Source organism: Legionella sp. PATHC032 (assembly GCF_026191185.1).
Lineage (GTDB): Bacteria > Pseudomonadota > Gammaproteobacteria > Legionellales > Legionellaceae > Legionella.
In genome coordinates this window covers 2,353,424-2,376,912 of record NZ_JAPHOV010000001.1, presented here as the reverse complement: position 1 = coordinate 2,376,912, position 23,489 = coordinate 2,353,424, and the positions used below count along the sequence as shown (strand labels likewise).

Sequence of the window (23,489 nt, the reverse complement as noted above, 5' to 3'; positions counted from 1 at the left end):
CAGTAAATAAACATCGATATCTCAATAGTATTTATCTTTAATTCCAGGCAGATTTGTTCAATTAAGGTGGAATTTTATTGTTTTTTACATCACGCAAATAATCTACCACATTATCAAATTCTTTCTGATTAAATGGGTAACCAAAATAACTTGAAACTTTTGCCGCTAGCTCATTGAATAGTTCACACATTTTGAATAATGAAGCCCACATGTTCTTATAATCAGCATCAACATAGGTTTTGAGAAATTCTTGCCAGAGTTTTGGTTCAAGGTAGTTTTCAATATATTTTCCATAACTTCCCATTGGTTGACTAAAATTGGTTTGGATTCCTATATGCCATATGAGCATTTTAATTAACTCTTCTTTTACTATCTGCTCTGAAACGTGTTTTGCGTAGGGAAGTTGTTTTCTCCATAGCCCCTTGGCAGCGTAAGTGCTTACCCATAGGAATTCATTACAACAGTTAGCAAAATCTTTTTCTGTAGGGGGGCTTGGCAAGTAATCTTCATCAGTAGGTTCGACAAAGGGTACAATCAAACTGTCTTTATCAAGCAATAAAATACTTTGACTGTCTCTGGGCATAGTTTCCAGTTGATTGATATGTAACAAGGTTAAATCAATTCTGTTCCAATCCTTAAATTGCATCAGATAAGTATATTTACCTTTAAATTTTGGCCATTGCCCATCCATTTCATCAGGTGTTTGCATGATAAGTAATTCACCAAATTGATTAATCCAGTTTTTATCGTGAACAAATGACTCTACCTCTGTTACCAGATACACAATATCATAATCCTGAAAAATATCTTTTTTCGCTGAAGGGCTCGCTCGAGAGCCATTCATAATCACAATTTTAATTCGCTCATCGTCATCAGCTACTTTGATGATGAGGTCAAGCATTGTTTTTTCATCACGTCGATTTTTCATATTTCTGGATTATGTGCCTTTTAAATTTTAAAATAGCTACTCAGGGCTTACTGTTATGGTTTCTGATTTATTATAGTCTCGCTGAGGGTATCCTGGATAGCTTCTTTCCATTCCAGATTGCACTCAACTGTATTATGAACTGTTCTTGCCTGCCTTGTTGTAATAGATGCTCTGTTTTGTTTGGTAGAACTGCTTTTCTTAAAAAAAAATTGGGAATTTTCTGCGGTGTTTAAGTTTGAAAGAGATTCAGTTTGTGAAGATTGTTTATTTGAGTTGACCAGCTTGGTATATCTTTGATAATTTAATATTCGAAAATTAAAAGCGACTTTAGTGTTTATCTTTGTTATTTCCACAAATTTTTCATAGGTATCAATTAAATCCAGACCAAACTGCGTATGTGTCATACTATCAGCAACAACAGGATTAATCTTGGAGAGTTCTAATAGCTTTTCATAGGAATTAACCAACATAACTCCTGATGAAGTCCCTGTGATATACTCTGCAATTGGAGGATTAATTTTTGATTTTTCCAATAATTCTTCATAAGACTTCACAGTATCGAACTTCGTAGAAGCATTGTTTTTTAAAAAATTATTTTTTAATGTTTCAATTAAATCCATAACATAAGATGGCATTATCATTTGACTCCTTGTACTTAAAGTAATTTTTAGTGGAATAAGAACGAATCTTTGGAGGCCAGATTCTATGTACTTAATTTAACATGACAAAATAATTAGAAAGACTTTTGGATGTGAATTAATTTTCGAATCATTTTTCTATGAATGTATTTAGCCAATAATACATTTTTGGCCAATGATATGGCCAACATGAATGACGAATTAATATACCGGCACACTCCTAATTTAAATTAGGAGTAGTCGGGGGCTTTTTGATGAGTGAAGACTAGCTCTGTTTCTCTTGCTGTTTCTTTAATCAGCTTCCTGATTTCGCTTTTTGAAATGTTTTGGTCCAAGGCATCAAGTGCTTTATGTGGATCAAGCCATAGACGCGTAACAAAATCAGGAAGTGGAGAGTGTTCAGCAAATGAGGTAGCATTAATATCCATCTCTGAAAGTTGTTGAATACTTTTCAGTTTGGTATGGCTTTCATCATCAGTTTTCAGCCATTCGTTTATAATTTTTTCGAGAGAGTCTTGCAATAATCTCATTACATTTTTTTTCTGGTAGTCTTTAAAAAAAGTTCCAGCTCCTTTTTCGCGACTCATCATAAATTAAACTCCTTTGTTATTTCCAAACATCAATTAGTATAATTTTAGAACAATTTGCAATTTATTGATCTTTATTCTTTCATTAATTAGCTTCGCCTGTTTTTATAACTCTCTGTATCTGTAATTTCCTGTTCTTTCTTATCGACATTTCTCCAGAATAATGAGAGATTCAACTCAGGTTTTATTTCTAATAAGCTTTCCAGATGTTCAGTCATTGCTGCTTTTGCTCTATTTCTATAGTTCTCTACTTTATCTGATGGATTCTCTCCAGGATGGGTATCAATAAATTCTTGTGTTTCTTGTAAATTCTTTAATGCCAATTCGGGATTAATTTCGGTTATTTTGAACTTTACTCGTAATGGTTGTCTTTTTTCATTAAGATGAGCGCAAAAAAACATTTCCCGGCCACGCTTTGAAAAAAATTCAGCATAAATATCCGAGCGTTCTTTTGTATTTGTCGTTTTTCCCAGTACAGATAATTTTTCAATGTACTTGTCGATGCCAATTCGTGACAGATATTCGTCTTTATCACTGACAAACCAATCCTGTAAAGTGTGTGAACCAAAATAAGCTTGATAAGGATAGAATTGACATGATGATTTACCCAAGGTTTGAGGGATATATATTGTAAAAGAATGCGACCCGATCCAAAAATCAAATCTCGCCTTTTGTTCGTTAAAGATATCGACGATCTCATTTATTGCAAAATCTTCAGGTTTTTCCGGTTCTTCAAGAATAAAAGGGTCACAAAGACTATATTCGGGAGAGTCTCCAATTGCCTTAAATAACATATTACATTTGTTTTTACTTAGTTCAAGGTCAAAAAGATTCCCCATTCTGTCAAGAAAGTATAATTTATTTTCTAATAAATAAATTTTATTTCTTACAGCAGTTTCCGGGTTGAAATTTTCACTTTTTATTTTGGCCAATACAATAGGAGGGTCTTCTCTATCAATTTCAAATCGTATCAATAGACTCGTATTGAATGGATCAATATTTTCCAAGATATTTTTTAGATTGTCCCCATTCGCTGACAATTCTGTATACTTGGTAAAGTGGAATTTTTCCGCTTCAATTTTTCCTAAAAGCAAGTCACAGACATCATTACTGGCTTGCCCACAACTCTGAGTAGGCTCGGTCATCATATGACATACCTTTGAAACTTCATTTACAATTTGTTGCTTAATGTTCCCGGTTTTATTAATGCAAGGGAAAGATCTTTCTGCCTGCATTTGCCCTAATACTTCAGCAGGAACACCTGTCATCATGACGCCATAGCTTTGGTACATACTTTTCAATTTTTTGTGGACCATCAAACCTGGTGATTCCAATTTTATTTTTGCCATGTTTGTGCTATATGAAAAACAAAGTGTCCTATTATAGGACAATTTTATTCAATTATAAATAGTCAAATAATCAGGGTATTTCGGTAACACATACTTAGTAAGGCAGCTGGCAAGTCTATCAAGCCACTTTGATTTATTATTTATTACGCAGAACTAACCCATATTGTTCATCCCAGGCTTTTTGTGCTGTGTCTGATTCCCGTTTGATTTCGGCTAATTGTTCTGAGGGTAATGTTTTAAAAAATTCCACTAATTTTTCTCGTTCCTTTCCAGAGAGATTATCTGCCTCTTTTGCAAGTAGCTTTAGGTTTTCATTTGTTATGGTGGATGAGATCATTTTATCTATTCTACTTGTTGTCTCTAAGGGTTTCCTAAAGAAGGATTGCAGGTTTTCCTCTTTATAGGGAGCTACTAATTCTTTTTTGTGAGTTGGCCCTACTAGTAGTCGTTCCTCCAGTTGTTTAGTCATTGCTTCTTGCGCTTTTACTTTATAAAGCTCACATTGAGCTTTTTCATTCTCACCAGGATAATTGATATCAATGAATTCTTGTACTTCTTGTAAGTTTTGTAATGCTATTTTCGGATTGACTTCAGTTACTTTAAATTTGACTCGTAATGGCGAGAATTTTTCATTCATCCCAGTACAAAAAACGTGTTCCTTTCCTGGAGGAGAAAATAGTTCTCCATAAATACTGGAACGCACTTTGCTGTCAGTTGTTGTGCTTAATAATGCCAATTTTTCGATATAACCATCGATACCCAAGCGTGATAATTTTTCATCTTTATCACCTGAAAACCATTGTTGCAAAGTATGACTGCTCCAATAAGCTTGGTAAGGATACAATGTCCGTGTGTCTTCGCTGCCTGATTCAGGAACAAACAGGGTAAAAGAATGAGTTGATGTCCAACAATCTATGTTTTTCATTTTAGCTGTAACTATCTCACCCATTTCAAAAATGGCTGCTTCCTCTTGACTTTCCTCTGGCTCTAAAAAAGAATCATAAAGAATATAGTCTTGGCAAAAAGGAGTGGTAATGGCATTAAATAGTCTTTTACATGTGTCTGATGTTTGCCCAAGATCAATGATTTTTCCAAATATATCAAGATACAAAAGCTGATCTTCCAAGAGATAAATTTTATTTTTTTCAGCGGTCTTGGGGTTAAACTCTTCTCTTTTTATTTTTTGATATTTCTGAGGAGAATTAAACCGATCCATTTCAACTCTAACCAGTAAATTTTTATTAGGCAGAGAACTTTTCAAATTGGCGCCATCCTCAGATAAGATTTGGTAGCTTGATTTTTCGAATTCGCTTGCTCCATCTTTTCCTAAAAGCAAATCACAGACTTCATTGCTTGCTTTTCCGCAGCTGTTTGTGGGTTGAGTCATTTCGGATTTTCGAACCACTTCAGCAATGTTTTCTTTAACATTACCCATTTTTCTTACAGATCCAATAGATATTTCTGCCTCATTTTGCCCTAATATTTCGGCAGGAATACCCGTTATCATTGTTCCATAACTCTTAACCATATGTTTGATTTTTTCATGCACATGCAAACCCGTTTTTTCAAGTTTAGAGGTAGTCATATTCATCTCACTACTAAATACCCTATATTTAATTGTAGATTAAAATAAAATTTGTACAGTTTGATTTTTATATATCAATTCAAATGCGATTTCTGATGGGGATGGATGAAACAGACAAACCATTTTATTAAAGGGGAGAATGTTGAAATTTTCGAAATTGATAAACAGACCGATCTAATTTGATCAATTTTCTTTTTAAGAAGAAAGTTATTATCCTGAAAATTTAATTATTTCCTGCTGCGCAAAGGTATTCTGACACTAACTGAAGTATTAGCATTTGCAGCGATGAACTTGATGAGCTATACATAGGCTATAGAAAGAGTACTCTTATATGCATTTTGTTTTATCCAGCGGGGCTTTCAAGAAAATGGTAGAGAGCCTTGCGTATTGACCTGTGAAATACTTGACTCTCTGCATGAATTCAATCGGTATAAGATAGTATAATATGAATAATAGATTGGCATTTAGAGTGGTTGATATTCATTTTTCCGTTTTCTAGACATCAACCACTATGTTAAATCCTCCATAAATCATGCGTTTGCCATCAAAAGGCATAGGGTTAATGTCTGGTTTTAAACGAGGATCTTCCATGACTTTTTTCATCCCTGTGTCACGAACTTGTTTCGAGGGCCAAAGGATCCAGGAAAAAACAACCGTTTCATCTTCTTTGCACTGGACAGCCATAGGAAAAGAAGTGATTTTGCCTTCAGGTACATCATCTCCCCAGCATTCCACCAGTCGCAAAGCGCCGTGTTCTTTGAATATTACGCCAGCCTTTGTTGCGTGTTCAACGTATTTCTCTTTGTTAGCTTTTGGTACTGCAGCGACAAATCCATCAACATAATGCATAAAAACCTCCATTTATTTTATGAAATAACAAATTATAACTATGGCACTGCTCGTTCCATTTTTCCAATATTTGGTTGATGATAAGTACGTAAATCGATAGAACAATTACTTAAGAAAACTTCCTGTGAGAGTAACATTGAGTCCATATATGTTGCTCTTTCTGAAAGAGATTCATCTTCTTGTTAGTGATTGCAAGCAACTACCGCAATCAGGTTTTCCTAATTAGTAAGGTCTCAAATCCTCGATTATAATTAGAAGTAGGGTTAATTGGCTATTCATAGCCAGCCTCGCGAAGACTTGCGTCATGCATTATAGCCAATAGGCCTTACATAGAGGAAGGAGAATACTCTGTGCGAAGGGAAAATACCAAGTCAAATATTGATTTTAAATCCATATTTGATTCCTTGCCGGATTTATATCTTATATTGGACAGGGATTTTAATATCATTGAAGTAAGCGCTGCCTATTTACAGGCTACAATGGTAAGCCGCAAACAAATTTTAGGAAAAAATGTTTTCAATGCTTTTCCTGATAATCCCAACGATCCAAAAGCAACCGGCGTTAAAAATCTCTATGCTTCGTTTCAAAGGGTTCTAAAAAACAAATCGGCAGATACAATGGCCATACAAAAATATGATATTCAGAGACCCATAGAACGAGGAGGGGGATTTGAAGAACGTTATTGGAGCCCTATTAATACTCCGGTTTTAGGGCCTGATCAGGAAGTGGAATATATTATCCATCGTGTGGAGGATGTTACAGAATTTATCCATTTAAAAAAAACTGGATCAGAGCAACTGAAGTTAATGGAAGAACTGCGCACGAAAGCAGGAGAAATGGAGGTTGAAATCTATTTGCGTGCCCAGGAAATTCAGGAAGCAAACAAGCGGTTGGAAGAGGCCAATAAAAATCTGGCTAGACTTGATCAAATCAAAACCCAATTTTTTGCTAACGTCAGTCATGAGCTTCGTACCCCATTAATGCTGATATTAGGCCCTTTGGAAATGTTACTGGCTGAAAAATCGCTTCCCTCATCTGTTCGGAATACATTGAGACGCATAGAAAATAACGCTCAAATCTTACTGAAACATGTCAATGACTTACTAAATATCTCAAAGCTGGATGCTGGCAAAATGATTCTTCATTATGCCAATATTGATTTGGCAAAATTAATTCGACAGACAATTGCATTGTTTGAGGCTCAGATTCCTGAACGCAAGCTTGCATTTTCAGTCGATTTGCCCAATGAATTGCAAGCACAAATGGACCCTGACAAAATCCAGCATATTTTAATCAATATTTTATCAAATGCTGTAAAATTTACACCGCAAAATGCGAAAGTATGGATTAGATTAGAGCAAATCAATCCTGAAACGTGCAGGCTTCAGATAGAAGATAATGGGCAGGGTATTCCTCCCGATCTTTGCGAAACTATATTCGAGCGTTTTTTTCAGGTTGAGGAACCTACAACTCGGACGGTAGGGGGAACGGGGTTGGGTTTATCGATTGCAAAAGATTTCGTTGAATTACATGGGGGCTCAATTTTTGCTGGGAATGCTCGAAATGGTGGTGCCATTTTTACCATTGAGTTGCCACTAAAAGCGCCTCAAAATGTAAAGGTTTCTTCTTCCTATAGCCAGCTATTATTAGGGGAAAAAGAAATAAGCACGAGTCTTGCTGAATTCAGAAATAAAATAAAACCAATCAAGGAGGCAGCTGAAGATGATTATTACGATAGACCACTTATCTTGGTAGTAGAAGACAATCAGGAGATGAATCATTTTATTTGTAAAATATTGAACTCTATTTATCGTACTGAAAGTGCTTTTGATGGCCGAGAGGGTTTGCAAAAATCGATCGCTTTACATCCAGATCTAATCGTGAGTGATATTATGATGCCTCATATGAGTGGTGTCGAGATGTTACATGCTATTAGACACCACCCTCTACTATTGAAAACTCCAATTATTATTTTAACTGCCAAATCAGACGATGAATTATGTGCTCGTATGCTGGAAGAAGGAGCCCAGGATTATGTGATAAAACCATTCTCGGCCAAGGAATTTAAAGCCAGAGTTGCTAATTTGATTTTGGTGAAGAAAGCTGAAGATGAACTGGATCAATTTGTCTATCACGCATCACATGACTTAAAAGCACCATTACCTGCTATGGACCATTTGATTTCATGGATTGAAGAGGATCTGGGCGAAATGCTTTCCGAACAATCTAAAAAATATTTACTGCTCTTGCGTCAACGTGCTTCACGAATGTCAAAGTTGCTCGATGGATTGCTTAAATACGCTCAATCAGGATATGTTTTTGATAAGGTTCGTAAAATTCACACTGATAGATTGATTACCGATATCATAAGGAAATTGAATCCCCCTCAAACTATCACGTTTCAACTCGAAGATACGTTGCCAGTATTGAATACTTGCGAGCTCCCTTTGAGAGAGGTCTTTACGGCGCTCCTCGATAACAGCATCAGGCATCATCACCGCAAAGATGGACATATCATCATTGGTACAAAAGAAAAGGATCGGTTTTATGAGTTTTTTGTAGCTGATGATGGGCCTGGAATAGAGAAAAAATATCAAGACCGAATTTTTCAATTGTTTCAGACCTTACAACCCAGGGACAAACTTGAAACAAGTGGAGTAGGTCTAAGTATTGCTAAGAAAATAGTCGAGTTTCAAGGAGGTAAAATTTCTGTGGAATCAGAAAAAAACAAAGGCTGCGTCTTTCGCTTTTTATGGCCAAAAGATAAGGAGATTGGCGATGCGTGCTAAGAATGATGAGTGTACCCATGTTTTATTGGTTGATGATGATGAGGTCGATTTAATGTCTGTTCAAAGAGCGCTGACAAAATTGAGTATTCCAATTTGTTTTCATATAGCTCGTGATGGTGTTGAAGCTCTTGAACAACTCTATGGAAATATCAAAGCGACTAAACCTAAAATCATCGTCCTTGATATCATGATGCCAAAAATGAATGGTATAGAATTTCTCAGAGAATTGCGTTCGCATATTCACTATAACTCTATTAAGGTTGTTATCTTCACGACATCAAGTAACATGCGGGATAAGCAGGCAACAACAGGTTTGGATATAGCAGGATATTTTGTAAAGGACTCTCAATTTAATGAGTTTGTTTATTGCTGCAAACACTTGCTGGAAAAAAAATCACATTTATCATAGACCAAACGCGATCTGTTTGATTTAAAAGCTTTAGCATACAAAGCACCTGTTCTGTGTTGTTTTTTCTTCTTGCATTTCCTTAATTAAGGCGCGTATTTGTTTTTTCTCCTTATCCTTGAAGGCTGGATTGGCCAGTTGTTTTTTAAGAAGAGAGATAGGTGAATCACCATAGTTATCTTTAAAATTTGGATCAAAAGTGTATTTTCTCCAGAGGTAATTGGCAGTTTGATAAGCTCTTCCTTCGATAGCTGCTAGTAAAGGCGTTCTATTTAAGTGGTAGCTATTGGTTTTGCTTGGATCGATTCCTTTTTTTAGAATCTTTTTGACCTCTTCCAGGTTATTGCTTCTTGCCGCTACCATAAGATTTCCCCATAGCTCTTGTTTTATACGTTGTTGTCTGAGTTGATTCAGTTCCAGATGTTTATCATTAGCCAGGCGATTAAAAAATTGACATGTCTGAGCTACGCGACCCAGGGTGTTCGCTTTTAAGAAACTCAATGTATTGATAATTGTTTCTTCAGGAAGAGCAGAAAAAAAGCTTTTTTTCATAGGAGTAAATAGTGATGGTTAAAAGTTCCATAATTTTACATTATGATTATTAATTGAATATTAAGTCATTGCTTCATTGTTTTGCTAAGCAGGATTTCATGAAAGATGAACAGAAGCAGAAAAGGCAAGTACAAGATAGGTTTGTATCAGATTGATGTCATTTTAGGCTATTTTTATACAAAATGCCCTATAATCAAGTTAGTGTGAGTTTTTAAGATATGAAGGCGTGTTATTATGATTTTGAATATTACAGCAACGCAATTTCCGGATTTGACGCTTAATGCTATTGAATCCTGTCAAAATATCTATCGAAGTATTGATTTTAATTTTGGGGAAGATGCGGACATGGCGATTAGCAAAGCCAGTTTGGAGAAATTTGTCAATCAATTTAAGAGTATCCATAGCACTCATGATAAGCCAATTGAAGGGATTATTACTTTGGGAAAGATGAAAAATGTCTCTTCTGATACGATTAAATTGCTTCTTACCACAGAAGATTTCGTTCAAATGCTTGATCAAAAAAGTTTCTTAAAATTAATAGTAACTTCCAATGAAATCGCAAATTTTGTATTAGATCATCCTAAACTAAGAGCAAAACTTGATGGTATTGAACCTTTGGTAGATGCACAAAAATTTGAAAACTCTTGTACTGCAAGAGCAATAATGAGAATACTATTTGAAAGAGGGCTTATTGAACCCAGCAGTTATACGCCTTGCAAAGAATTGGAAATATACAAAGAAATTTGGTTAGAACCCGGAAAAGTGGCATCGCCTGAAAAGATTGCATCCTATTTTTGCAAGTATAACTTGAATGTCATCGGTGTTGAAATTAGAGAGCTATCAAAGGCTGTACGCAATAAATATTCAAAAGATATGGTTATTACTTCACTCTATTCCCTTTTTAAGAAAGAAGTACCAATGAGAAAAAAAGTGACATTGGCTACCTTAAGTGAGGCAGATTTTCCTGAAGGGATAACCACTCTTATCATTATAAAAGCCGGGGTACTCCATACCTTATTAGGCAAGAAACATCATGGGCAATTTGAAGTAACCGATCCCTGGTTTGGTGATAAAAAAATATATAGTGGATTCATGGACTTTCTTGAAAAAGAGAGAAAAAATCTGGGGGTATTCTTTGAAATTTCTCAAGGATCTCAAGAAATTGTTAGACCGTAATTGTTATCAATGTTTGCCAAAACCAAATGGCCACATTATTCCATGCAGGCAATGAAAAGCCTTGGTGCGAGCATCAATAACAAGAGATTGATTTTTAATGCCCTGTTTCAGATTTATCTGATGTGGGCTCTGGATAAGGATTATATAAGAAGCAGTCAATATCCAGAGTCCGTTTGGGCTGAGGAGATGCGTAAGCATCGTCTCGAAGCCTTGGTACGACACATTAAATTCCATATAAGGCTTCGAGACGGCATAAATGCCTCCTCAACCCGAACGATTCAATACAACGACCGCTCTTATCCATAACTCACGCCAGATAAATCCAAAGCGGGGCAGTGAAAATCAATCTCTTGTTATTGATGCTCGCGGGCATAAAGCTGGATAAAGCTTGCTGATTAATTTCTCCCTGCCATCACGCCTCCATCGATATTCATAATCTCCCCTGTGATCCAGCTTGCTTTTTCTGACAAAAGAAATTCGATTGCATCAGCGATATCTGTTGCCTTACCGATTCTGCCAATAGGATGAAATTTATTAAAATCCTGTAACGACTCCTCGATTCTCTCTTCATCAATAAATGACTTATAGATAGGAGTGGCTACCACTGCTGGAGCTACGGCATTTACTCTTATGTTGTGCTCAGCAAGCTCCATGGCTAAATGTTGGGTTAGGGAATGAAGTCCGGCTTTCTGCATGGAATAGGCAGAAGAGGGGGTTGCTTTAACTGCTTGATTTGCCCACATCGAACCAATATTGACTATACTACCCCCTCCGTTTTTTTTCATGTTTTTTGCTACGGCCTGGGTGATAAAAAAGAACGCCTTGTTAAGATCTACCTGACGATCGTAATCTTTTTCCTCATGCTCTAAAAAAGAAATGGGTTTGAAATAACCAGCAGCATTTACAAGATATTTTACTCTTCGAGTTTCATCATTCATGCTACTAATAAATTGAAATACTTGTTCTTTGTCATAAAGATTAAGAACCAAAGTGTCTACTTTTGTCCCTAGTCTTTGTACTTCTGCTGCCGCATTTTCAAGCTTTTGTTTATCTTTTCCTGTAATTAACAGGTCCACATTTTTACTTGAAAGCTTTTTTGCCGTTTCAAGGCCCATACCACTAGAACCGCCAATAATAATAGCTAAATTTTGATTGAACATGGATTCTCCTGATTCATTAAAACACTGTCCAATCCAGTATGAAAGATCTACAATATTAAAAAAAGTAAGCACTTTTCAGTTCACTAGGTACTTTATGGTACAAATTATTGAAATGGATGAAAAAAAATTAATACAAAAAAAAGCTCCCATTAAGACAGCATCAATGGTAGAAGCTATCTATGGTTGTAAGTGGTCCTTGACCATCTATTCTCTTTTACGAAATGGAATTAATCGACCAGGAGAAATGGTGCGAAGCGTTGAAGGACTTTCAACAAAAGTTTTAAATCAATGCTTGCGGAAGAATATTGAATTTGGGATTCTCGGCAGAAATACCTTTCATGAGATACCTCCCAGAGTTGAATATTTTGTGACTCCTTTTGGAGAAAAATTTTTAAAAATTCTGGATCAAATAGAGGAGCTGAACGAGCAAATCAGGGATTATCAACAACCTGAATTTCATAATGCTGATAATTAAGGTTTTTTGCAAAAGACATATTACCAATCGACTGCTAGTGAATTATGGCTCAAAATATTCAGCGCGGTAATGGGACATCGCTAGTCAGTATCGTTATTAACATCAGAAAATATTTGCAATAGGTATACAAGTTATGTCCAGGAACAATCCGATTGCCCTTTTAACAACATGGATTTCTGAGGAATTGAAAAAAGGAGCGCCCAATCCACAGCATGCCATATTATCTACGGCAGGCAAGAACTCTATTCCCCATGGGCGTGTTATCGCCATTCGCGAAATCAACGAGCAAGGCTTATTATTTTTTACCCAACGAGGAACCAGAAAAGTTGTCGAAATGACCCATAACCCTATGGTATCTCTCACTTTTTGGTTTGAGTTATTTGAAAGAGAAGTCATGATAGACGGTTCAGCCAAGGCATTGTCGGAAAACGAGAATAAAGCATACTGGGATTCCTATCCACCTTTTGCACAAATTAGATTTCATAGTTATGCGCCTACTTCATCACAAGTGATATCCAGCAAGCGACTAATTGAAAATAAAAGAAAAATATTGAGTTTCCAGTTTCAAGATAAGTCATTGCCTATGAGTGAATATTATTGTGGTTTCAGAATAATTCCCACCCGCATGGTTTTTTATACTTATAGAACTGATGAATTGTCCGATGTCATAGAATATTGTTTTATAAAAAACAATTGGGAGAAAAATCTGTTGTCTCCTTAATATCAATTAGTCTAAGCCTCATGATTGACGCAACAATATTTTTTTATGATATCCAATACCCATTGCAGCGGTTTATGATTCGATAATCGTTTGTGATAGTAAAAATTAACTAAAAATTTCTTTTTAGGGAAAGGGAAAGGGTGTAGCTCAATTTGATACCTGTCTTTGAACGCAACAGCTAAGATTTTCGGTATAGTTGTGATGAAATGCGTATGGTAAACCACCTCTAATGCGCCAATGATATTGGGCACTATCACTTTGATGTTTCTTTGATGATATGCTTGTAAGGCTTTGTAGAGTATATTTTCATTTCCCATATAACTAAATTGTATGTCAACGTGTTCAGCTTGCAAGTACATATCTTGAGTTAATTCTTGATTTGCCAGAGGATGAGATTTATGCATGACGCACACTGCTTCCTCTTCAAACAATAATTCTCTGATAATGTTATTCCCTGTTTCAACAAAGCCCGGCGCTATTGCAAAGTCTAATTCAGACATTAACAAATATTCCAGACTCAAGTACTCTGACATTGAAGAAATCTTTAATACAAATTTCGGAGCATGTTTAGCCAAATGGGCACATAATTTTGGTAGAATAAAATATTCACCAGTTCCTACTGAAGCAGTCTTTAAAAATAAACTGTCGTTTCCCGGATCGAAAGTATCTTCTTCAAAAATATCATTGGAGTAATTTAAAAATTTTTTAATCTTGGGAGCCAGATCAAGCACTTTTTGTGTTGGTTGAAGCCCGTGAGGTTTCCTAATGAACAAAGGATCATCGAATATATCTCTCAATTGTTTTAATATATGACTCATTGCAGTCTGGCTCATGAATGATTTCTCGGCGGCTTTGGATACGGAGAGTTCATTTAACAAAGTATCAAGATGCAATAACAAATTGAGATTAATTTTTCTGAGATCCATTTTTAATTAAATCCAAATTAATTTTTTTATTTTTATATTCCTATTCAAGGTGATTGAATAAGCCCAAAAACTACATTTTGGAATTTACCAGCCATATTTTTTCTTTATTAATAGAATTATAGTTAAGGAAACCGTTTGTTAGAAATAAACAGTTTTATGAACGGGAATTGTTAACAGCGCTATTGATATTTATAAAATAAAAATAGTTGGTTATAACATGTGGCGAATCATCAGTAATTTATTGAAAAATAATAGATATAACTAAGTTTAATAAAACATATCAAAACAATTAATTGTATTAATATCTTCCAATATGTTCAAATATAAGGAGTGAGTTGGCTTATAGGAGAGCATTATGGTTTATCACATAAATTTGGCGGAACAACTTTTACCTCAAGATAAAGAAATTTTAACGCAGTTAATTAAGCAATATTTATTGTCTGGTTCCAGTCAGTCCGCATTGTTTGCTAAACGTTGTTACACGTTAAACGATGAAGATGGAAATGAAATAGAGTTCCTCTTAAGTCATAATATTTACAAAAATCAACGTCATGATGGTATTACTGAGTTTTTAATTTTAAATGGTCCAAAGATAGGAAGCGGAACTAAAGGCGTAGTGATACAGAGTAATCATGCTATGTACTTATGGAATGAAGAATTGGTAATTTTTCCTAAAGAGAATGTACTGAAGGTTTTATATCAGAACTTTAGCAATGCCGAGGAGCTAATAAAACAGGAATCTGTCAATTATTCGATTTTATCAGGCAATTCAACTGCAGAATTAGTCAATTTTCAAGGAGGTAACCAAGGTTTTTTTATGCAAAAGGAAGAAGGATATGCCTTGGAAGAACTTCTTGAGGATATAGACTCACTTCAAAAATTGACATTTTCAGACAAAATGGAGTTAGCCATTTCATTTTTAACGGATTTGGAAAATCTGCATAACAAACGCTTTGTCCACGGCGATTTAACTTTCAAAAATATTTTATATAATGAAAGGAGTAAGCAATTAAAAATCATTGATGCCGGAGAAATGAAAGCAATAGATGAACGCTTTTTGGCACAGGAAATTTTAATTGCCAGGGATATGGTATCTCTCTTGTTTACAACGAATGAAGCAAATCAATTTAAAGCATCAAGCTATTGGTCTGATGAACCCACAGTCCGGCGAATAGTTAACCCAAACCCAGTCGAAGCAAAGTTAAATACAATTTTGAGCAGTGAATATCGTTGTGTTTCAGATTTAAAGTTAGCCATTGAAAGGAATTACAATGAATATCTCAATAATTCGAATCCAGTTTTAAAAAGAAAAGTTGAACTAGAAAGCGAAGCTTCGGATTTACAAGCATACAAAAATCAAATGAGCAAAAAACAGTTGTTGGGAGAAATTCAAGGATTTAAAGAAAATTATTGGAATATGAAAGATTTGTTGACTTTGACAAATCGACATCATCTTAGGGTATTTTTGGAGTATTTAGATAATATCTGCTCCGCATTTAAAGATGATAAAACCAATGAAGAATCGGTCAAAGCGGCCTATGATTTTCTAAACGCACAAATCAATAAATTATTCGAGGATAATTCAAAAAACTCAAAACCAAGTTTTGAAAGTTTCTCAGAAGATGTTCAGCGATTTTTAATTCATATTGATACCTATTTAATGAAAAATCCCTCTGCTTGCTCTAATTCCATAGCTTCCACCATTCAGTTATTGAAACAGTTGGATAATAAAAGGAGTTTTAATCCGGAGCAATCTTTTAAGGATTTTTGTTCATACAAAGAAATTATGATTCAACTGTTATTAAAACCATTTGAAACACCAGTGGCTGAAATAACTACTGCACCTGCTACAGGATCTGATTTAATTGAAAAGCAATCTGGTATCAAAACAAGACTTGGACAAATGAGATCATCTGCAAATAAAGATGCGCAACCTGTAATTAGCCCTTCATTGATGAGAGGTCCCAGCTAAAACTTGCATCAGGAGAATGTAACTGTATTATTTTACTGCTCTTGTGTAATTGGATTGGCTGGGAGATACTAACAGGACTTACGAAAAATCCCAATCTCTTTGTTAAAAAAGATTTTTAATTCGGTCATTTAGTTTATCTAAACTCCCTTATTAAAAACATTTTTTGTCTCGACCTTGGGTTTTTTCGTAAGTCCTGACTAAATCATACAACAATAAAAAGAAGGTATTAATTGATGACTTACTTTCGAATAAAACACAATCGACTACTCTGGATGCCTGCATTCGCAGCAGATTATTTTTTCAATTCCATGTTTGCTGAAGATAGATAGATTTTTTGAGCTATCATTTATGGAATATCACCATGTTTGGCGGTTTTCTTATGGAGTAGTTCTGCTACTGCTGTATGCCTCTCTGGCAACGGCGGGGAAAGCGTTGACTCTTAAAGAAGTAACCCACATTGCTTTAGCAAACAACAAGGATTTAAAAGCTGCCCGATACAATGTATCTATCGCAAAAGCTCGCTTGCTACAAGCAGGCTTTTGGCCCAATCCAAGCTTGAATGTTTCAAATAATGACGATCGTTTATTCACTGATGAAGGGGAGTATTCGCGTAGTGCTGGCTTTAGCCAGGCATTCCCCATTTCAGGACGTATTGCAAAACAAAAAACAGTGGCTCGTCTGGATGTGTTAAAAGCTGTTGCAGAAATCAGGGAGGCCGAGCGTCAACTCAGTGCCAAAGTGGCTAGTGCCTTTTATACAGCAGTGATTACAGAGCGTCGCATACAGCAGGTCAATTACTTATTACGGATTAACAAGGAGTTAGTTGATGTTATCCATAATCGTTATCATGCTGCAGAAATTTCAAAACTGGATGAAAATGCGGCCCGCATTGAGTATTTGCGAATTGTTCAAGAAAAACATCTTTTGCACAGTCTTCGTATTAGCCAATATGCCACACTGAATCAATTAATGGGACGCGAAGCTAATTCATCTTTATCGCTTAAGATGGATTTTGCTGCTGAAAGGAAACTCCCAGCATTAGATGCTCTTAAAACACAGGCACTTAAAAATCGCCCTGACCGCCAATCTATTGCATTATCAATTGAGCGTGCCAACGCTGATCGTCGTTTGGCAAAAGCTGAACGGTTTGCTGACTGGACAGTGGGACTTGGTATTCAGCAGGATAAAATTGTGGTGGAAGAAGGCCCTCCCCAACCAGCTGATCGTACTTTGGGTGTCACGCTTTCTGTTCCTCTTCCTCTATTAAACCGTAATCAAGGGCGAATTTTAGAAGCAAGTCACACAGGTACTCAGGCAATGATGTCCTTACGTGCCCTCAATTTAAGTATCGCAACCGAGATAGCCAGTAACTATGAGCAACTCAAAGCCTTGCGTAAGAGCCTTGAGGAAACACAACGTGTTTCTCTTCAATTGACTGTCGAGAATGTAAAACTGGCTCGTGATTCTTATGAAAATGGGCAAATTTCTTTTTTAAATGTGTTACAAGTTCAAAAACAACAAAACGATTTGCAAACCACATATCTCAATACTTTAGAAAAATTTTTACAAGTCTATGTCGCTTTATGTACGGCTATAGGTCCTGGCAAAACGGATGGGTTTTGCTCCTATTTAGAGTATCAACGGAATGGTGATAGCAAATGAGATTGCAATTTAAAATCAGAATGATGATCTTGACCGGTTTTTTTCTCGGCTTGGTTTCCTCTATGCAAGTGAGTTTTGCACATGGAGGAAACATAGAAGTGAATGAAGGAGGAACCAAGGACCCAGTCCATTTGACCTTGGAGCAAGCCAGAATGCTTGACATCAAAGTAGTTCAGGTAACTCATCGTCCCATGGCGCAATTGTTGGGTTTAAATGGTCAGATTCAATTATTACCTGATGCTCAAGCCGATGTCAGCATCCGGATTAGTGGTAGTGTGACAGCAATCGATGTGGATTTAGGAGATAGTGTCAAGGCTGGGCAGCGCTTGGCTACAGTGCAATCAAGATTAGTAGGAAATCCTCCACCAAGTGTTGCAGTCAATGCTCCAATTGCAGGCATCATTGATGCCAGGAATATCAATTTAGGACAGGCTGTTGAGCCAAATACAGTTCTTTTTCATATCAGTAATCGCGATAAATTATTAGTCGTAGCTCAAGTGTATGAAGAAGATTTGGGTAAAGTGAAAGTAGGGCAAGAAGTGAATATTCACGCTTTAAGTTATCCCAGGCAGACATTTCCAGGCCAGGTCACTTTAATTGAGCCCAATCTTGATCCATTGACCCGTACAGTCAATGTACGAATTACTTTAGACAATAGGGAGGGGATCCTAAAACCTGGAATGTTTGTGCGGGCTAATGTGATTTTAACTCATAATAAGGCAGCACTCGTTGTGCCGAATACTGCCCTTTTACAAGCAGATAACGAGCAATTTGTTTTTGTGCAAAATGGTGATACCTACAAACGAGTAGATGTTAAAGTCGGCGCTGTCGAAGATGATTTCTCAGAAATTACCGACGGTTTGGTTTCTGGTGATCTTGTTGTCACTCAGGGTAATCGCGAGCTTTATACACTTTGGTTGAGTGGGGGGCAAATACAGCAATCAGGGCAAGAGGAGCATCATTAAATGTTTACTCGCCTCATCGCCTGGTCTTTACATAATCGTCCCTTAATTTTGGCGTTAACGATTATTCTTTGTTTGCTAGGTAGCTACACGTTAAAACAAATGCCAGTCGATGTTTTTCCCGAGTTTGCCCCACCTCAAGTTGTAGTTCAAACTCAGGCACCAGGCATGGCAACCCAGGATGTAGAAACACTGGTCACTTATCTCTTGGAAAGTGCTATCAATGGGACACCGGGGGTAGCTAGTGTTCGCTCAAAAACCTCCGTTGGATTATCAACAATTACTGTGGTATTTGATGATAAAACAGACATCTATCTCAATCGTCAACTGGTGAATGAGCGGATTCAACAAGTAGCCAACCGCCTTCCTCCAGGCGTCTCCTCGCCTGTGATGCTGCCAGTCACCTCGGCAGTAGGATGGTTGCTTAAATATGCTTTGGTGAGCCGCACTGCAAGCCCTGAAACCTTGCGCACGATTTCCGATTGGACTATTCGTCCACGCCTGTTGGCTTTGGGAGGAGTCGCTTCAGTAGTTTCTCTGGGCGGAGAAGTAAAGCAATATCAAGTACAGCTTGATCCTAAGCGCATGCTGGCTTATGGCATTACAGTCGAAGAAGTTCGTCAAGCCCTGGCAACAGGAAATCAAAATGTACCTGGTGCGTTTGTTCATCAGGCGGGTACAGAATTTGTTGTAAGTACCATTGGACGCATTAAGACTTTGGACGATATAAAAAAAACACTGATTGTAGTCCGCAAGGGAGTTCCTATTACTGTTAATAACGTAGCCGCAGTCGCTTTTGGGGGTGAAATCAAGCGAGGCGATGCTTCTTTCAATGCAGAAAACGCTGTCATTGGTACTGTTTCCAAAATTTATGGAGCTGATACATTAACTACAACACGTAAAGTGGAGCAGGCTTTAGCCGATATAAAAAAATCCTTACCGGCAGGTGTTGAATTAAATACAGAAGTATTTCGTCAAGCCAATTTCATTGAGTCAGCCATTCACAACCTAAGCAGGGCTCTTATTGAAGGAGCTGTTATTGTGATTGCGGTGCTCTTTCTATTTTTGATGAATTGGCGAGCTTCATTTATTACCTTTCTCTCTATGCCCGTTTCTTTTATCGCAGGTATTTTGGTCCTTCATTATTTTGGTTTTGGTATTAACTCCATGACTTTGGGTGGAATGGCGATTGCCATTGGTGAAGTGGTGGATGATGGGATTATTACTGTAGAAAATGTAGTACATCGCTTAAGACTTAATCGTTTGGCAGAAAAGCCTTTGCCTACGATTGAAATTGTTTTTGATGCGGTTTTGGAAATTCGCAGTTCAGTAGTTTATGCGACCATCATAATTAGCCTGGTGTTTTTACCTATTTTCTTTTTGTCAGGAATTCCCGAGCGGATTTTTAGCCCATTAGCCATTGCCTATATTGCCTCCGTAGTAGGCTCTCTTGTCGTTTCTATCACTATGGTACCAGCCCTATGTTACCTCCTTTTGGTGCGAAAAACTGAAAAGAATCAGGATGCTAAAGTGGCTGTGCATGCTTTATCCGAAGACGAACGTTATCATCACACACAAGAGGAAACGGCTCAGCAGACGCAAACGGAAACGCGGTTTGTGATTTGGTTAAAAAAGCATTTTTTAACCGGTTTAAATTGGTCTTTGGCTCATTGTAAAACAGTTTTAGCCATATCAATTGCAGCGTTCGTTTTTGCTTTGAGTTTACTTCCTTTTTTTGGAACCTCTTTCTTGCCTGAGTTTCATGAGGGTAACTTTATTATTGTGATGAGTACTCTTCCTGGAACTTCATTGGATGAATCCATGCGTTTGGGTAAGCAAGTCAGTAAGACGTTATTGAAATATCCGCAAGTGATTTCCATAGCCCAACGAGCGGGTCGAAGTGAATTGGATGAAGATGCTTTACCACCGAATATCAGTGAATTCGATGTACACCTGAATTTTGGTAAAGACAAAACCATGTCTCCTGATGAATTGTTGCGACGTATTCGAGCTGATTTGGCGAATATTCCCGGAGCGCTATTTAATGTGGGGCAATTTATTGCCCATCGCATGGATGAAGTGTTGTCAGGAGTTAGAGCACAAGTTGCTGTGAAACTTTTTGGCGATAATCTTGCTACCCTTAATGAATTGGGCGAATCGGTAGAATCCATTTTAAAAACCATACCAGGAGTAGTGGATATCAATAAAGAGCAACAAATCAATGTACCGCAGTTGGTCATTAAAATTGATCGGGAGAAAGCGGCTGGTTACGGAGTCAACATTGGTCAAATTTCCGAGGATGTTCAAGTGCTTCTCAATGGAGTGACGGTATCCAGTATTCTTGAAGGCCAGAGAACGTTTGATTTGTATTTGCGTATGGGTGAAACAGAGCGAGATAATGTTAAAGCTATCCAAAATATGCTGATTGATGCTCATGGAGCAGCCAACAATCAAGAAACGAAAATTCCTTTACGTGCAGTAGCCGATATTCAGTTAGAGCCTCAACCTTTTGCAATTAATCGAGAAAATGTGCAACGTGTTCTGGTTATCGGTTTTAATGTACAAGGGAGAGATTTGGGTAGTGTGATTCAAGAGGTGCAGCACCAGGTTAAGGAAAAAGTTTCATTACCTGCTGGTTATTTTATTCAATATGGCGGCCAGTTTGAAAGTCAACAACAAGCATCTCGTGTGATTGTTCTTTTTGGTGCATTGGCAATTTTTATCATGTTAGTACTTCTTCATAAGGCTTTCGGCACATTTTGGGAAGCCCTGTTGGTTATGTTCAACTTACCCTTGGCATTGATTGGTGGAGTTGTTTCTTTATTCCTAGCCAGTGGTGACATGAGTGTAGCCGCCATGATTGGTTTTATTACTCTGTTTGGAATTGCGGCACGTAATGGGATTATTTTAGTGAGTCACTATAATCAATTGCGCTCTCTTGGACGAGGACGTGAACAAGTGCTTATCCAGGGAACTCTTGATCGCCTGGTACCCGTATTAATGACAGCAGCGACAGCAGCTCTGGCTTTAATACCCCTATTGTGGGGGTCTCCTGCTGGAAAAGAACTTCAACGTCCTTTAGCGCAAGTGTTATTAGGCGGACTGTTAACTTCGACGGTTTTAAATATGTTTGTCGTGCCTACGGTTTATAATGCTTTTGAAATTTGGCACGAAAAGAGAAAACAATTGAAAGAAGGCTCTTAAGCAGAGCCATGATGAATCGAATAATGGCCTGGATGCTTGCATGGACATGTATTTGCAATGGCTATGCGGATTTTATTCAATTATCCGATCTTAATTTTATCGGGGCTATCTTGTAACTCTTTTTATCATGCAAAACGAGCAAGGCAACACTGGCTGATAAAAGTATATAGAATATTGGTGCGGTGGCTAATTTGAATGAATATTGCAAATAATTGGCAACCAATGGCGCTGTTCCTCCAAAAATAGCCATGCTTATTCCCCATGCAATAGAAACACCGCTGTATCGAATCTGAGTTGGAAAAAAATCATTCAATAGTTTAAAAATTGGTGTACCGACCAGCGCATTGCATAGTGCATAAGGAATTTGTGATAAGAGAATTAATGCAAAAGAGTTGGTTTGAGGAGCCAGGTAAGCTATAGGAGCTGCAATAAAATACCCCCATAAACCAATTTTTATAATATGTCTTTCGTCAGTTCTATCCACGTACATTCCTGTTAAAACAATGAATAGGACAACTAATCCTTGTCCTAAGGTAACAACGAATTTAGTTTGAGCATCTGATAAAGTGGTGTATTTTGCCAAATGAGATGCATAATAAACATTCATAATGTATATATAAATACCCAGTGCAGCTACTAATAATACTGATTTAATTAATTGTTTTTTATAATCTTCAAATAAAATTTTCAGTGGATTTGATGATTTTACTTTACTTATTGTGAGGTAGGGCGGTGACTCACTCAAATTTTTACGAAAATACATCGCACAAAAACAGGATAAGGTTCCTAACAGGAAAGGGATACGCCATGCCCACTCTGGCATGTGAGGTAAATAAATTAAAGTAGACATCAATCCGCCAAACATCATGCCCAATGCTGAAGCAAAACCGGTCCAGCTACCGGCCTGGCATGGTTTTTCTGAATCGTGTTCAATCAGATAGATAGCGCTGCCATTAAATTCACCTGATACGGCAAAGCCTTGTATGCAACGAAAGATGAGCAAGAGAATTGGAGCCAAGATACCAATACTGTTGTAAGAAGGAAGACAACCAATGAGCAGAGAAGATAAGCCCATCAGCATAATAGAAGATTGCAAGGCAACTCGACGCCCCATCTTGTCTCCAATATATCCAAAAAAGAGGGCTCCTAAGGGACGAAAAAAATAACTGAGAGCGAAAACAGAAAAGGTTGCTATCAAACCCAGATGATTTCCCAATTTTGGGAAAAACAATGCGGAGATAATGTTTGCGATATAGGCGTAATAAGTAAATTCAGCCCATTCCAGAAAAGTTCCGGCAGTTGCGACAACAACCCGTTTTTTCTTATTTTCCATAAAATAAATCAATAGACTATTAAAGTGATGAAGAGGGATTTTACCTTAAATTGACCTCATTATTCTATGCAATTGTATGATGTAACAAATTCTTGGGGTTACGACATGTCACATTTTGCTTCTAACAATTAAGTATTTTTGTACTATATTAATACAATAGATTAATACAGTAGGGTTCAAATTGAGGTTTTGAATTTGTCAATTTATCTCAGTGA

At 37.0% G+C, this 23,489-nt stretch carries 20 protein-coding genes; 10 read left to right on the top strand and 10 right to left on the bottom strand.

Going from position 1 to position 23,489, the window contains the following annotated elements; translation table 11 throughout:
- Positions 1-61: 61 nt before the first annotated feature.
- The 6 genes from OQJ02_RS10730 to OQJ02_RS10705 all read right to left on the bottom strand — a co-directional run bounded on the left by OQJ02_RS10730 (position 62) and on the right by OQJ02_RS10705 (position 5,936).
- A complete protein-coding gene (locus OQJ02_RS10730; RefSeq protein ID WP_265719032.1) occupies positions 62-928 on the bottom strand; it encodes an aminoglycoside 6-adenylyltransferase in 867 nt (288 codons plus the stop codon).
- A 53-nt stretch (positions 929-981) separates the two neighbouring features.
- Positions 982-1,563: a hypothetical protein gene (locus OQJ02_RS10725; protein WP_265719031.1), complete on the bottom strand. Its 582-nt coding sequence runs from the start codon at positions 1,561-1,563 to the stop codon at positions 982-984.
- Between the two features lie 233 nt (positions 1,564-1,796).
- Positions 1,797-2,156, bottom strand: a complete 360-nt coding sequence (locus OQJ02_RS10720) for a lpg2149 family Dot/Icm T4SS effector (protein WP_265719030.1) — start codon at positions 2,154-2,156, stop codon at positions 1,797-1,799.
- An 86-nt stretch (positions 2,157-2,242) separates the two neighbouring features.
- Positions 2,243-3,502, bottom strand: coding sequence for a hypothetical protein (locus OQJ02_RS10715; protein ID WP_265719029.1), 1,260 nt, complete (start codon positions 3,500-3,502; stop codon positions 2,243-2,245).
- 136 nt (positions 3,503-3,638) lie between these two features.
- Positions 3,639-5,087, bottom strand: coding sequence for a hypothetical protein (locus OQJ02_RS10710; protein ID WP_265719028.1), 1,449 nt, complete (start codon positions 5,085-5,087; stop codon positions 3,639-3,641).
- 495 nt (positions 5,088-5,582) lie between these two features.
- The gene (locus tag OQJ02_RS10705; protein ID WP_265719027.1) at positions 5,583-5,936 is read right to left on the bottom strand and encodes a DUF1428 domain-containing protein; all 354 of its coding nucleotides are present in this window, start codon (positions 5,934-5,936) and stop codon (positions 5,583-5,585) included.
- 350 nt (positions 5,937-6,286) lie between these two features.
- On the opposite strand from OQJ02_RS10705, the gene OQJ02_RS10700 reads away from it, so the two are divergent.
- Together OQJ02_RS10700 and OQJ02_RS10695 are read left to right on the top strand one after the other, a co-directional pair.
- Entirely contained in the window at positions 6,287-8,725 is a 2,439-nt protein-coding gene (locus tag OQJ02_RS10700) for an ATP-binding protein (protein ID WP_265719026.1), read from the top strand.
- Complete coding sequence (locus OQJ02_RS10695) at positions 8,715-9,134, top strand: response regulator (protein WP_265719025.1); 420 nt, start codon at positions 8,715-8,717, stop codon at positions 9,132-9,134. Before OQJ02_RS10700 ends, OQJ02_RS10695 begins: the two co-directional genes overlap by 11 nt.
- A gap of 30 nt (positions 9,135-9,164) precedes the next feature.
- Here OQJ02_RS10695 and OQJ02_RS10690 read toward each other — a convergent pair whose 3' ends face one another.
- On the bottom strand, positions 9,165-9,683 hold the full coding sequence (locus tag OQJ02_RS10690; RefSeq protein ID WP_265719024.1) for an F-box-like domain-containing protein: 519 nt from the start codon (positions 9,681-9,683) through the stop codon (positions 9,165-9,167).
- Positions 9,684-9,917: 234 nt separating this feature from the next.
- Here OQJ02_RS10690 and OQJ02_RS10685 point away from each other — a divergent pair, with 234 nt between their 5' ends.
- Together OQJ02_RS10685 and OQJ02_RS10680 are read left to right on the top strand one after the other, a co-directional pair.
- Positions 9,918-10,859, top strand: a complete 942-nt coding sequence (locus OQJ02_RS10685) for a dehydrogenase (RefSeq protein WP_265719023.1) — start codon at positions 9,918-9,920, stop codon at positions 10,857-10,859.
- A 9-nt stretch (positions 10,860-10,868) separates the two neighbouring features.
- Complete coding sequence (locus tag OQJ02_RS10680; RefSeq protein ID WP_265719022.1) at positions 10,869-11,165, top strand: hypothetical protein; 297 nt, start codon at positions 10,869-10,871, stop codon at positions 11,163-11,165.
- 89 nt (positions 11,166-11,254) lie between these two features.
- Here OQJ02_RS10680 and OQJ02_RS10675 read toward each other — a convergent pair whose 3' ends face one another.
- The gene (locus tag OQJ02_RS10675) at positions 11,255-12,019 is read right to left on the bottom strand and encodes an SDR family NAD(P)-dependent oxidoreductase (RefSeq protein ID WP_265719021.1); all 765 of its coding nucleotides are present in this window, start codon (positions 12,017-12,019) and stop codon (positions 11,255-11,257) included.
- 94 nt (positions 12,020-12,113) lie between these two features.
- Here OQJ02_RS10675 and OQJ02_RS10670 point away from each other — a divergent pair, with 94 nt between their 5' ends.
- Positions 12,114-12,494, top strand: coding sequence for a winged helix-turn-helix transcriptional regulator (locus OQJ02_RS10670; protein WP_265719020.1), 381 nt, complete (start codon positions 12,114-12,116; stop codon positions 12,492-12,494).
- A 133-nt stretch (positions 12,495-12,627) separates the two neighbouring features.
- Positions 12,628-13,215: a pyridoxine/pyridoxamine 5'-phosphate oxidase gene (locus OQJ02_RS10665; protein ID WP_265719019.1), complete on the top strand. Its 588-nt coding sequence runs from the start codon at positions 12,628-12,630 to the stop codon at positions 13,213-13,215.
- 11 nt (positions 13,216-13,226) lie between these two features.
- On the opposite strand, the gene OQJ02_RS10660 is transcribed toward OQJ02_RS10665, so the two are convergent.
- Complete coding sequence (locus OQJ02_RS10660) at positions 13,227-14,141, bottom strand: LysR family transcriptional regulator (protein ID WP_265719018.1); 915 nt, start codon at positions 14,139-14,141, stop codon at positions 13,227-13,229.
- Between the two features lie 355 nt (positions 14,142-14,496).
- Between OQJ02_RS10660 and OQJ02_RS10655 the strand changes: the two genes are divergently transcribed.
- From OQJ02_RS10655 to OQJ02_RS10640, 4 genes are all read left to right on the top strand, one after another.
- On the top strand, positions 14,497-16,113 hold the full coding sequence (locus OQJ02_RS10655; protein ID WP_265719017.1) for a serine/threonine-protein kinase: 1,617 nt from the start codon (positions 14,497-14,499) through the stop codon (positions 16,111-16,113).
- A 348-nt stretch (positions 16,114-16,461) separates the two neighbouring features.
- On the top strand, positions 16,462-17,775 hold the full coding sequence (locus tag OQJ02_RS10650) for a TolC family protein (protein ID WP_265719016.1): 1,314 nt from the start codon (positions 16,462-16,464) through the stop codon (positions 17,773-17,775).
- Positions 17,772-18,740 carry an efflux RND transporter periplasmic adaptor subunit gene (locus OQJ02_RS10645; RefSeq protein WP_265719015.1) on the top strand — a complete coding sequence of 323 codons (969 nt, stop codon included), beginning with the start codon at positions 17,772-17,774 and terminating at the stop codon, positions 18,738-18,740. Before OQJ02_RS10650 ends, OQJ02_RS10645 begins: the two co-directional genes overlap by 4 nt.
- Complete coding sequence (locus tag OQJ02_RS10640) at positions 18,741-21,941, top strand: efflux RND transporter permease subunit (protein WP_265719014.1); 3,201 nt, start codon at positions 18,741-18,743, stop codon at positions 21,939-21,941.
- A 76-nt stretch (positions 21,942-22,017) separates the two neighbouring features.
- On the opposite strand, the gene OQJ02_RS10635 is transcribed toward OQJ02_RS10640, so the two are convergent.
- The gene (locus OQJ02_RS10635; protein WP_265719013.1) at positions 22,018-23,274 is read right to left on the bottom strand and encodes an MFS transporter; all 1,257 of its coding nucleotides are present in this window, start codon (positions 23,272-23,274) and stop codon (positions 22,018-22,020) included.
- Positions 23,275-23,489: the final 215 nt, after the last annotated feature.

What these genes read in the sequence shown, in the direction of transcription:
- OQJ02_RS10645 (WP_265719015.1), top strand. Translation starts at nt 17,772, where the DNA reads ATGAGATTGCAATTTAAAATCAGAATGATGATCTTGACCGGTTTTTTT.
- OQJ02_RS10655 (WP_265719017.1), top strand. Translation starts at nt 14,497, where the DNA reads ATGGTTTATCACATAAATTTGGCGGAACAACTTTTACCTCAAGATAAA.
- OQJ02_RS10660 (WP_265719018.1), bottom strand. Translation starts at nt 14,141, where the DNA reads ATGGATCTCAGAAAAATTAATCTCAATTTGTTATTGCATCTTGATACT.
- OQJ02_RS10665 (WP_265719019.1), top strand. Translation starts at nt 12,628, where the DNA reads ATGTCCAGGAACAATCCGATTGCCCTTTTAACAACATGGATTTCTGAG.
- OQJ02_RS10730 (WP_265719032.1), bottom strand. Translation starts at nt 928, where the DNA reads ATGAAAAATCGACGTGATGAAAAAACAATGCTTGACCTCATCATCAAA.
- OQJ02_RS10710 (WP_265719028.1), bottom strand. Translation starts at nt 5,087, where the DNA reads ATGACTACCTCTAAACTTGAAAAAACGGGTTTGCATGTGCATGAAAAA.
- OQJ02_RS10705 (WP_265719027.1), bottom strand. Translation starts at nt 5,936, where the DNA reads ATGCATTATGTTGATGGATTTGTCGCTGCAGTACCAAAAGCTAACAAA.
- OQJ02_RS10680 (WP_265719022.1), top strand. Translation starts at nt 10,869, where the DNA reads ATGTTTGCCAAAACCAAATGGCCACATTATTCCATGCAGGCAATGAAA.
- OQJ02_RS10715 (WP_265719029.1), bottom strand. Translation starts at nt 3,502, where the DNA reads ATGGCAAAAATAAAATTGGAATCACCAGGTTTGATGGTCCACAAAAAA.
- OQJ02_RS10695 (WP_265719025.1), top strand. Translation starts at nt 8,715, where the DNA reads ATGCGTGCTAAGAATGATGAGTGTACCCATGTTTTATTGGTTGATGAT.
- OQJ02_RS10725 (WP_265719031.1), bottom strand. Translation starts at nt 1,563, where the DNA reads ATGCCATCTTATGTTATGGATTTAATTGAAACATTAAAAAATAATTTT.
- OQJ02_RS10720 (WP_265719030.1), bottom strand. Translation starts at nt 2,156, where the DNA reads ATGATGAGTCGCGAAAAAGGAGCTGGAACTTTTTTTAAAGACTACCAG.
- OQJ02_RS10640 (WP_265719014.1), top strand. Translation starts at nt 18,741, where the DNA reads ATGTTTACTCGCCTCATCGCCTGGTCTTTACATAATCGTCCCTTAATT.
- OQJ02_RS10675 (WP_265719021.1), bottom strand. Translation starts at nt 12,019, where the DNA reads ATGTTCAATCAAAATTTAGCTATTATTATTGGCGGTTCTAGTGGTATG.
- OQJ02_RS10650 (WP_265719016.1), top strand. Translation starts at nt 16,462, where the DNA reads ATGGAATATCACCATGTTTGGCGGTTTTCTTATGGAGTAGTTCTGCTA.
- OQJ02_RS10670 (WP_265719020.1), top strand. Translation starts at nt 12,114, where the DNA reads ATGGTACAAATTATTGAAATGGATGAAAAAAAATTAATACAAAAAAAA.
- OQJ02_RS10635 (WP_265719013.1), bottom strand. Translation starts at nt 23,274, where the DNA reads ATGGAAAATAAGAAAAAACGGGTTGTTGTCGCAACTGCCGGAACTTTT.
- OQJ02_RS10685 (WP_265719023.1), top strand. Translation starts at nt 9,918, where the DNA reads ATGATTTTGAATATTACAGCAACGCAATTTCCGGATTTGACGCTTAAT.
- OQJ02_RS10690 (WP_265719024.1), bottom strand. Translation starts at nt 9,683, where the DNA reads ATGAAAAAAAGCTTTTTTTCTGCTCTTCCTGAAGAAACAATTATCAAT.